The sequence below is a fragment of the Isoptericola croceus genome (assembly GCF_029382255.1).
GTDB lineage: Bacteria > Actinomycetota > Actinomycetes > Actinomycetales > Cellulomonadaceae > Isoptericola > Isoptericola croceus.
Genome location: NZ_JARLLG010000005.1, coordinates 287,658 through 297,337 on the forward strand (window position 1 = coordinate 287,658; position 9,680 = coordinate 297,337).

At 70.0% G+C, this 9,680-nt stretch carries 8 protein-coding genes; 2 read left to right on the forward strand and 6 right to left on the reverse strand.

The features are described from left to right. Nucleotides 1-15: 15 nt before the first annotated feature. Complete coding sequence (locus PZC42_RS13425; protein WP_277211914.1) at nt 16-606, forward strand: OsmC family protein; 591 nt, start codon at nt 16-18, stop codon at nt 604-606. Further along, nucleotides 603-1,388 (forward strand): methyltransferase domain-containing protein, encoded by a 786-nt coding sequence (locus PZC42_RS13430; protein WP_277211916.1) that lies wholly within the window; start codon nt 603-605, stop codon nt 1,386-1,388. Before PZC42_RS13425 ends, PZC42_RS13430 begins: the two co-directional genes overlap by 4 nt. A 46-nt stretch (nt 1,389-1,434) precedes the next feature. Here PZC42_RS13430 and PZC42_RS13435 read toward each other — a convergent pair whose 3' ends face one another. From PZC42_RS13435 to gatC, 6 genes are all read right to left on the reverse strand, one after another. Beyond that, a complete protein-coding gene (locus PZC42_RS13435) occupies nt 1,435-3,042 on the reverse strand; it encodes an alginate lyase family protein (protein ID WP_277211918.1) in 1,608 nt (535 codons plus the stop codon). A gap of 190 nt (nt 3,043-3,232) precedes the next feature. Then, the gene (locus PZC42_RS13440; protein WP_277211920.1) at nt 3,233-5,503 is read right to left on the reverse strand and encodes an autotransporter-associated beta strand repeat-containing protein; all 2,271 of its coding nucleotides are present in this window, start codon (nt 5,501-5,503) and stop codon (nt 3,233-3,235) included. A gap of 80 nt (nt 5,504-5,583) precedes the next feature. Next, on the reverse strand, nt 5,584-6,162 hold the full coding sequence (locus PZC42_RS13445) for a GNAT family N-acetyltransferase (protein ID WP_277211922.1): 579 nt from the start codon (nt 6,160-6,162) through the stop codon (nt 5,584-5,586). Beyond that, a complete protein-coding gene (gene gatB, locus PZC42_RS13450; RefSeq protein ID WP_277211924.1) occupies nt 6,159-7,661 on the reverse strand; it encodes an Asp-tRNA(Asn)/Glu-tRNA(Gln) amidotransferase subunit GatB in 1,503 nt (500 codons plus the stop codon). The genes PZC42_RS13445 and gatB overlap by 4 nt, the downstream gene beginning before the upstream one ends. A gap of 16 nt (nt 7,662-7,677) precedes the next feature. After that, nucleotides 7,678-9,183 carry an Asp-tRNA(Asn)/Glu-tRNA(Gln) amidotransferase subunit GatA gene (gene gatA / locus PZC42_RS13455; protein WP_277211926.1) on the reverse strand — a complete coding sequence of 502 codons (1,506 nt, stop codon included), beginning with the start codon at nt 9,181-9,183 and terminating at the stop codon, nt 7,678-7,680. Nucleotide 9,184: 1 nt separating this feature from the next. Continuing rightward, nucleotides 9,185-9,481: an Asp-tRNA(Asn)/Glu-tRNA(Gln) amidotransferase subunit GatC gene (gene gatC / locus PZC42_RS13460; protein WP_277211928.1), complete on the reverse strand. Its 297-nt coding sequence runs from the start codon at nt 9,479-9,481 to the stop codon at nt 9,185-9,187. Between the last annotated feature and the right edge of the window lie 199 nt (nt 9,482-9,680).

The following is a 9,680-nucleotide window of genomic DNA, read 5'->3' on the forward strand; positions in this document are numbered from 1 at the left end:
GGGAGGTGCATTGCCATGACGACAGGCACAGTGCGCAACGGGATCGACGTCGATCAGCTCATCGGCACGATCGACGCGATCAAGGACGACGACCGGCTGGCGGCGTTCACGTGGCGGGCCAGGAGCGTGTGGGAGCAGGGCACCCACAGCACCGGCGAGATCGGGCGATTCATCCACCATGACGCCGAGGACACCAGCCGTACGCGGGCCTTCGTGCTGCAGGGTGACGAGCCACCGGTCCTCCTGGGTGAGAACGCGGGCCCGAACGCCGTCGAGCTGCTGCTGCAGTCGCTCGCCTTCTGCTACGCGGTGGGCTACGTCGCCAACGCGGCGGCGCGTGGGATCGAGATCTCCTCGATGGAGTACGAGGTCGAGGGCGACTTCGACGTGCGGCGGTTCCTCGGCCTGGACGGGCCGCGGGCGGGGTTCACGGAGATCCGGGCCCAGGCGCGGGTGTCGAGCCCGAACACCTCCGCCCACGACCTCGAGGAGCTCTTCCGGTACGTGCAGGACACCTCGCCGGTGCGCGACGCGCTCGCCAACCCGACGCCCGTGGTCAGCACCCTCGAGGTCGTCGGCGACCGGAACGAGGTGGTGAGCTCATGACTGCCGTCACGGTCGACCAGCGCGAGCTGGAGGCCAAGGTCAAGACCATGTACCAGGCCGTGGCCGAGAACCCCGGCGGGCACTATCACTTCGAGATGGGGCGCACGCTGGCCGAACGGCTCGGCTACCCGCCTCAGGTCCTCGACCGGATCCCGTCCGGGGCCGTCGAGTCGTTCGCCGGCGTCGGGTACTTCTTCGACCTCGCCGACCTCCAGGACGGCGAACGGGTGCTCGACCTCGGCTCCGGCTCCGGCATGGACGCCTTCGTCGCGGCCCTGGCCGTCGGGGGCCGCGGACGCGTTGCGGGGGTCGACATGACCCCGGCCCAGCTCGACAAGGCCGAACGACTCCGCAGGGAAGGAGGCTTCCTCACGGTCGAGTTCACGCCCGGACGGATCGATGAGCTCCCCTACGACGACGGGACGTTCGACGTCGTGATCTCCAACGGCGTCGTCAACCTCACGCCCGAGAAGCCGAAGGTCTTTGCCGAGGTCGCTCGGGTGCTGAAGCTCGGCGGGCGTCTGGCCGTCGCCGACATCGTGACCGAGAGGCCGCTGACCGCGAAGATCGTCTGCAACACCGAGCTGTGGGCGTCATGCATCGGCGGGGCGGCCCAGGAGGAGGTGTACCGGAGCGCGATCACGGCCGCGGGCCTCCGTGTGGGAGAGGTCAGGGCGAACGACTACCACTTCATCTCCACGCGGGCGCGCAACGCCAGCGAGACCTACGGGGTCAAGAGTGTGTCCGTCCTCGCCCGCCTGCCTGGGACACCTGAAGGGTGAGGTGATGCCCTCGGGCGGGCGACGGCAGCAGCACGTCGCGGTCCACCTAACGCTCGAACCACCCGCGGAACTTGCCGACGAGCGCCAGCAGTGCCCCTGCCGACGCGACACCGAAGCCGACCGGCACCGCGACCGGGATGTCCGGGTCGCCGTCGGACGCGGCGGCGGCCATGGCCGAGGGGTCGGCCGGCGAGGGGACCGGAGACGGACCTGGCGTGCCGTCGACCGGCGAGGGAGACACGCTCGGCGACGGAGACGGTGACGGCGAGGGGGAAGCGCTCGGCGACGGCGACGGCGAAGCGCTGGGCGACGGCGAGGCGCTCGCGGCCTGCTCCGGCGTGCGCTCGGCGGGGTCCGCGGACGATTCTGCGGACTCCGCGGCTGCCTTCGCCGGCGGGTCTGTCTCGGCAGTCGGCCGCGGACGCCGGAAGGTCAGCGTCCCGAATCCGAGCTGGTCGTACCCGCCGCTGGCGACGCCGTACTGCCCGCCGCCCGCTTCGGCTCCGTTGCGCTTGGTCATCTCCGTGACGTAGGGCATCTTCATTCCCCGGCGACCGGCGTAGTGGCCGTGGATCATGGCCCACACCGGCCTGACCTCCCCGCGGCCGGCCTCGGAGATCTGCGCCTGCGTCTGCCAGCTCCCGCCGCCCTGACCGCTTCTCCAGGAGTAGGACGTGTAGGGGACGTCATACCCGAGGTTGTACTTGGCCACGTACTCCGCAGCCTTGGCGAAGCGGCTGTCGTCGTAGCCGTACAGATCGATCCCCTGGTTCCAGGCCGTCTCGCAGAACGCACCCATCAGCCCGATGCCCATGATCGAGTGCGGCTGGTCCCGGCCGCTCTCCTGCCACTGTCCGAGCGTGCCGTTCTCGTGCAGGAACGGGACCGCCCGGCCGATCGACCCGTTGCCGCCGCCGGACGTGAAGTACGTGACCGCCTGGTCGACGAGGTCTCCTCGATCGAGAAGAGCGCCGATCGAGAGGATCGAGGTCATGTTGCACAGGTCCCAGTTGGCCCAGTAGTTCTCGATGTGAGCATCGTTGTGCTCGGTGAGGAACCTGTCGTTCATCGGATAGAACACGGAGAGCAGGAGCGACGCCGCGGCGTCGAGGTCGAAGCCGTCGTAGTCGCGCACGAGCTCGACCGCGTTGGCGAACTGGTAGCCGTAGATCCCGACCGCCAGGTACCGGTCGGCGTTGCCGTTGATCTGGGTGAGCGTGTGCGACCACCCGTTCAGGATGTCGCGGGCCTTTCGCGCGTTGTCCTCGTTGCCGGACACCCGCCAGACCAGCGCGTTCTGGTATGCGGCATGGACGTCCGTGTAGAGGAGGCCGGCGTTCGTACCCTCGCCGCCGCGTGTCACGACAGCGGTGGGCCGCTCTGCCCAGGTGGCCCGGGCATGACTGCTCCGGGTCAGCGCTTCCCACCCGGCGAGCCACGGCTGCTTCGACGCCTGGACCTGTGCGGTCATCCGAGCGAAGTCCTCGGCGGTGTGCAGCAGTCCGGGGTGCGCGGCCGCGGCGTGGGCAGGCTTGGCGCTCCACACGGCGCCGCCCGCAGCGAGCGCGGTGGCGGTTCCGGCCAGGGCCAGGAAGCCCCGGCGGTTCAGCCCGGGCGACCTGCTCAGCGCGTGAGAGTCCGTCGGGGTGCTCATCGAGTACGCCTCCTTCTGGGGTAGGGGGCAGCGAGCGAGCGACGCTACACGACATCCCATTTGTCGGACAAGACCTCTTTGCCCTTTTTTGTGATGGTGTTCGTTCTTGTCGCGGATGACGGTGCCGGCGAAGGCGCCACATCCTGGACCCCGGCGGCGGCACCCCCTCGATGAGCCCGGCAACCCGGCGCTAGCCGTGGCGGGGGCGCACGGCCCCTCGCCGTCGGCGGAGAACGACGAAGACGATGGCGCCCGCGGCGAGGACGAGCGCGGCCGCGACGAGGGCGACGACCGGGGAGGAACTGGTCCGCGGGCCTGGCGATCCGGGGGCTTCCTCGGGCTCGGCATCCGCGCTCGGGCGGGCAGCCGACGTCGGGACGGAGAGCACGACCCGGCCGTCCGCGTAGCTGATCTCGTAGGTGGTGCCATCGATGTCAAGCTGGGCCCCCTCGTCGAGCCCCGCGAACGTCCCCGTGATCTCGCCGCCGGAGGTGATGACGGCGAACTCTCGGGGGAGGTCTGCGCCGTCCTTGTGGCGGATCTTGAGCTGGGCACCGCTCAGGGCGACGTCGCCGGCGACCGTCAGTGTGGCGCCCGTCCCGATCCGAAGGCTGGAATTTCTCCGTAGGTCCAGGTTGCCGCCCACACTGGTCGCACCGGTGACTCGGAGTGACTTGTCGACGACGAGGTCTCCGGCGAGCTCTGCCTGGGAGAGCACCAGGGTCCCGCCCGTAACCGTCCAGGGGCCCTTGGCGTTGCTCGTGCCGGAATAGGTCAACGCCGCGCGCCCGGTCTTCACCAGGCCACCGGCACCCCCGACGCCGCCGGCGTACGTGGTGTCCTCGGTGCTCGCGACGGTCAGCGTGGTCGGGCCGAGGCGGAGCTTGCTTCCGGCGACACCACTGAGGTTCTGCACGGTCTGGTCTCCGGCGGCGGACACGTCGAGGGTCGCGTGAGGCTTCGAGAGCTTCATCTTTGTCGACGACGCGAGGGTTCCGTCCGAAAGGACGAGTGCGCCTCCCGACACCGTCGTCGGCCCCGAGTAGGTGGTGTCGCCCGTGAGCGTCACCGCTGCCGGACCGGCCTGCTCGAAGGAGCCCGCGCCGCTGATCCCGGACAGCTCGATGTCCTTCTCGGCGTTGTTCACGACGAGCGCGCCGTCGTCGACGATCTTGGCACCCGCCGTGCCGGTGATCAGCCAGGAGTCCTTGCCCGGACTGCCGGTGCCCAGCCGGAGGGTTGCTCCGCTCTCGACGGTGGTGACGCCGTCGTAGTTCTGCTGGTCCGCAAAGGTGACGTCGTTGCCCGGCGTGCCGGCGATGGTGACGTCGCCCTGCGCCACCGCGTCCATCGTGTCGTGGTACTTTCCCCCGGAGATGGGCGCGCCGAGCGTGACGGGTCCGTCGTAGTCGAAGACGAGGTGCCCCCGCGCGCGACGCGTGTACAGGTTGATGTAGACGGTCTCGCGAGTGCCGGGCAGGAAGAACCTGCTGTGGGTGCCGTCACCCCACTGGACGATCGCGCCCTGGATGTTCACGCCGCGCTTGTTGATGTTCTTGTGGACCGGCTGGTGGTTCAGGTCGGGGTCCGAGAGGGAAGGGTTCGTCTCGGAGCCCTGGTCGCTCCAGGAGTAGACGCCCGACATGATCACTCGGCTGCCATCGGGGGCACCGTAGAAGTTGATGTCGTTCCCCCACTCGCGGGAGAGGATGTCGAACCCCAGGACGGTGTCGTGATCGTGCGGGGTGTCCACCATGAACGAGCCGTAGTTGACCACCTTCGAAAGGTTCGGGAGGGTCGTCAGGTACTCCCGTCGGCTGACGTGTACGCCGGTCCCGTTGATGACGGTGCCCGAGAACGAGTGGTCACCGGCGAGCTCGACGCCGTCCCAGAGGAACCGAGGCTGGTTCAGCACTCCGCTACCACTGAGGATCCCGGGGTGGTAGAGCGCCCCGCCGACGGCGACGACGAGCGTGCCGTCGACGTGGTGGTTGAGCGCGTTCCAGGCGAAGTGGGGGTAGTCGTACGGGTAGTGGCCGATCCGGCCGGTGGTGCCTTTGCCGTCGCCGTACTGGAGCGTCGCGCCGGCCTCCACCGTGACGGCCGGTGGATCGGGGTCCCGGACCGTGAGGTAGGGATGGTTCGTGATGCCCAGGATCTCGGTCCGCTGCCGTCGTCGGTCCTCGGGGACCTGGAAGTCGCTGTCGGCCGTCAGCACGAGCGTGCCCCGCCCACTGATGGTCAAGGTGCCGACGCCGGAGAAGACGCCGTCGTAGACGACCTCCTCGCCCCCACCGAGGGTGATGACCGCGTCGCCCGCCAGCTCGACGTCCTCGTCGGCCCGTACCCGGTCGGTGATGTCCGTCGCCGCCTGGGCCGGGGCGCCGGCGAGCGCGACGGTGACGAACGTCAGCGCCGCGACGGCGAGCAGCCACCCACGCATACGGCATATGTCCGGCATGGGGGGATGCTAGCGGTCACTTCACCCGTCGGTGGAACCGGTCGCGCCATCTGGACCGACCCGGAACGCCCGACCTTCGTCTACTGCCCTGCCCGGAACTCGTCCTCGAGGACGCTCATGACGATCGCGTCGGCCCAGGTCGCACCGTCGCGATAGACGTCCCGCAGCCGCCCCTCCTCGACGAAGCCCAACGACGCGTACAGCGCCTTGGCCCGCGGGTTGATGCTCAGCACGTCGAGGCCCACCCGGTGCAGTCGAGGACCGTCGTCGCCCGGCCAGCCGCGGAAGGCGAACCGCAGCACCTCCTCGATGGCCTCTCGGCCGTAGCCACGTCCGCGATAGTCCGGCAGCATCTGCAGACGCAGGTTGGCGCTGCGGGCCACCGGGTCGAGGTCCTTGAGGACGATCTCGCCGATCAGCTCGTCGCTGACGAGCTCCCCGTCCCGCACGGCACCCGGGGTGATCGCCCAGTCGTAGCGGCCCTCGCGCTCGGCGACGGTCGCTGCCCACTCGTCGATCTGCCCCCGGGTGAAGGTCGCCGTCGTCCCGGTCAGCCGCATGCCTTCCGGGTCGTGCAGCGACTCCCAGAGCCGGTCCGCGTCCCGCGCCTCGATCGGGCGCAGCCGCATCATCTCCCCGTGCAGGACGGGACCTCTCACGCCCCGATCCTCTCCAGGACGAGTTCGCGAACACGCTTCGCGTCCGCCTGACCCCGGGTGGCCTTCATGACGGCGCCGATGATGGCGCCGACCGGCCCCTGGTTGCCACCACGGACCTTCTCCACCACGTCGGGCTGCGCGGCGAGCGCCTCGTCGATGGCGGCCAGCAGCGGGCCGTCGTCCGACACGATCTCGAGCCCCCGCGCCACGACGACCGCCTCGGGGTCACCCTCGCCGGCGAGCACGCCGTCGAGCACCTGCCGGGCGATCTTGTCGTTGATCCGTCCGGAGTCGACGAGCCCCTGGAGCTCACCGATCTGCGCGGGAGTGATGGGCAGGTCCGCGAGCTCGGCGTCGTTCAGCTTGGCACGGCGGGCCAGCTCGCCCATCCACCACTTGCGGGCCGCGGCCGGGCTCGACCCTGCCGCGACCGTCGCCTCGATGAGCTCGATCGCTCCGGCGTTGACCACGTCGCGCATCTCGGCGTCGGCGTAGCCCCACTCCGTCTGCAGCCGACGACGGCGCGCCTGCGGCAGCTCGGGGAGCGTCGCCCGGATCTCCTCGACCCACTCACGCGACGGCTCGACCGGAACCAGGTCCGGCTCGGGGAAGTAGCGGTAGTCCTCGGCGTCGGACTTCACGCGGCCCGAGGTGGTGGTACCCGTGTCCTCGTGCCAGTGGCGCGTCTCCTGCACGATGATCTCGCCGGCGTCGAGGGCACCCGCCTGACGGGAGATCTCGTGGCGGACCACACGCTCGACCGACCGGAACGAGTTGACGTTCTTGGTCTCGGTCCGCGTGCCGAGCGGCGACTCGGGCGTGGGACGCAGTGAGACGTTCACATCGGCGCGGACGTTGCCGCGCTCCATCTTGGCCTCGGAGACGTCGAGGACACGGAAGATGTCGCGCAGCGCCTGGACATAGGCGCGAGCGACCTCGGGCGCGCGGTCGCCGACGCCCGTGATCGGCTTGGTGACGATCTCCACCAGCGGGATGCCGGCTCGGTTGTAGTCCACGAGCGAGTACTCGGCACCGTGGATGCGCCCCGTGGAGCCCCCGACGTGCGTGTTCTTGCCGGCGTCCTCCTCCATGTGGGCCCGCTCGATCTCGACGCGGTGGATCGTGCCGTCCTCGAGCTCGACGTCCAGCCAGCCCTCGAAAGCGATCGGCTCGTCGTACTGGGAGGTCTGGAAGTTCTTCGGCACGTCCGGGTAGAAGTAGTTCTTCCGGGCGAAGCGGCACGACTCGGCGATCTGGCAGTTCAGCGCCAGACCGATGCGGATCGCGTACTCCACGGCGGTGCCGTTGACCACCGGCAGCGCGCCGGGCAGTCCCAGGCTCACCGGCGTCGTCTGGGTGTTCGGCGCCGCGCCGAAGGACGCCTCGGCGGAGCAGAACATCTTGGTGCGGGTGCCGAGCTCGACGTGCACCTCGATGCCGAGCACGGGGTCGTACCGGCGGACCGCGTCGGCGTAGTCGACCATCTGGGTCACAGTCATCTCCTTCGTGAGTCCGTCAGCCGAGCTCGGGAGCGCGGTCGAGCAGCGGGCCACCCCAGCGAGCCTCGAGGGCAGCCTCGAGAGCGGCGCCGACGCGGTACAGGCGGTCGTCGGCCTTGGCCGGGGCAAGCACCTGGAAACCGACGGGCAGGCCGTCGTCCGAGAGGCCGTTCGGCACCGAGATGCCCGGGACGCCCGCGAGGTTCGCCGGGATCGTGGCGACGTCGTTGAGGTACATGGCCAGCGGGTCGTCCAGCTTCTCGCCGAGCTTGAACGCCGTCGTGGGCGCCGTCGGCGAGACGAGCACGTCCACCTGGTCGAACGCCGCGGCGAAGTCACGCTGGATCAGCGTGCGCACCTTCTGCGCACTGCCGTAGTAGGCGTCGTAGTAGCCGGCGCTCAGGGCGTAGGTGCCCAGGATAATGCGTCGCTTGACCTCGTCACCGAACCCGGCGCCACGGGTGGCGGCCATGACGCGCTCCGCGGTGACCGGACCCTCCTCAGGCTCGACGCGCAGGCCGAACCGCATCCCGTCGAACTTGGCCAGGTTGCTCGAGGCCTCGGCAGGCAGGATGAGGTAGTACGCCGCCAGGGCGTACTCGAAGTGCGGGCAGGACACCTCGACGACGTCCGCCCCGGCCTCCTTGAGCAGCTCGAGCGACTCCTCGAAGCGTGCCTGCACGCCGGGCTGGTAGCCCTCGCCCTGCAGCTGCTCGACCACGCCGACCCGGACACCGGTGAGGTCACCCAGTGCGCCCTGGCGGGCAGCCCCGACCACGTCCGGCAGCGGTTCGGGGATGGACGTCGAGTCGCGAGGGTCGTGCCCGCCGATCAGCTCGTGCAGCAGCGCCGAGTCGAGGACGGTGCGCGTCACCGGGCCGGCCTGGTCGAGGCTCGACGCCAGGGCGATGAGCCCGTAGCGGGACACGCCGCCGTAGGTCGGCTTGACGCCGACCGTGCCCGTGACGGCGCCCGGCTGGCGGATGGAGCCGCCGGTGTCGGTACCGATGGCCAGCGGCGCGGCGAACGCAGCCACGGCCGCCGCGGACCCGCCACCGGAGCCACCCGGGATGCGGTCCAGGTCCCACGGGTTGTGCGTGTTGCCGTAGGCCGAGTGCTCGGTGGAGGAGCCCATGGCGAACTCGTCCATGTTCGTCTTGCCGAGGATGGGCATGCGGGCAGCCCGGATCCGCTCGACGAGGGTCGCGTCGTACGGCGGGACCCAGCCCTCCAGGATCTTCGAGCCCGCCGTCGACGGCATGCCCTGGGTGACGACGACGTCCTTCACCGCGATCGGCACCCCGGCCAGCGGGTGCAGCTCCTCCCCTGCGGCACGTCGCTCGTCGACGTCGCGCGCGGTAGCGAGCGCCTCCTGCGCGGAGACGTGCAAGTACGCGTGGACGGCGGGCTCGACCGCTGCGATCCGGTCCAGATAGGCCTGGGTGGCCTCCACGCTCGACACCTCACCGGCGCGGAGCTTCTCGGCCAGCACGGCCGCCGACAGTCTGGTCAGCTCTGTCATGTCACTCCTCTCCCAGGATCTGCGGTACGGCGAAGCGGCCGTCCTCGGCGTCCGGCGCACCGGCGAGCACATCCTCGACGGGCAGCGCGGGGACCGGGACGTCCGCACGGAAGACGTTGGACATCGGGAGAGGATGGCTCGTGGCGGGGACGTCGGGGGTCGCGACCTCGCTCACCTTGGCGATGGAATCGACGATCACGTCGAGCTCGCCGGCGAGCCGGTCCAGCTCGTCGGAGCGCAGCTCGATCCGCGCCAGCGCGGCGACACGCGCGACCTCGTCGCGGGAGATGGTGGACATGGCCGTCAGTCTAGTGGGCCTCCCGGGCCCTTCCGGGCACGGGAATGTCACGTCGATGTGAACAGTGCCATGCTCGCCTCTGTCATCACCATCGTCAGAATGCAGCGAGGCCCCCCGCACCGTGTGGTGTGGGGGGCCTGGCTGTGAAGGGTGTCCGGCGGCGTCCTACTCTCCCACCCCGTCTCCAGGGCAGTACCAT

Excerpts from the sequence above, each read along its gene's own strand:
- PZC42_RS13425 (WP_277211914.1), top strand. The coding sequence starts at position 16 with ATGACGACAGGCACAGTGCGCAACGGGATCGACGTCGATCAGCTCATC.
- PZC42_RS13430 (WP_277211916.1), top strand. The coding sequence starts at position 603 with ATGACTGCCGTCACGGTCGACCAGCGCGAGCTGGAGGCCAAGGTCAAG.
- PZC42_RS13435 (WP_277211918.1), bottom strand. The coding sequence starts at position 3,042 with ATGAGCACCCCGACGGACTCTCACGCGCTGAGCAGGTCGCCCGGGCTG.
- PZC42_RS13440 (WP_277211920.1), bottom strand. The coding sequence starts at position 5,503 with ATGCCGGACATATGCCGTATGCGTGGGTGGCTGCTCGCCGTCGCGGCG.
- gatB (WP_277211924.1), bottom strand. The coding sequence starts at position 7,661 with ATGACTGTGACCCAGATGGTCGACTACGCCGACGCGGTCCGCCGGTAC.
- gatA (WP_277211926.1), bottom strand. The coding sequence starts at position 9,183 with ATGACAGAGCTGACCAGACTGTCGGCGGCCGTGCTGGCCGAGAAGCTC.
- gatC (WP_277211928.1), bottom strand. The coding sequence starts at position 9,481 with ATGTCCACCATCTCCCGCGACGAGGTCGCGCGTGTCGCCGCGCTGGCG.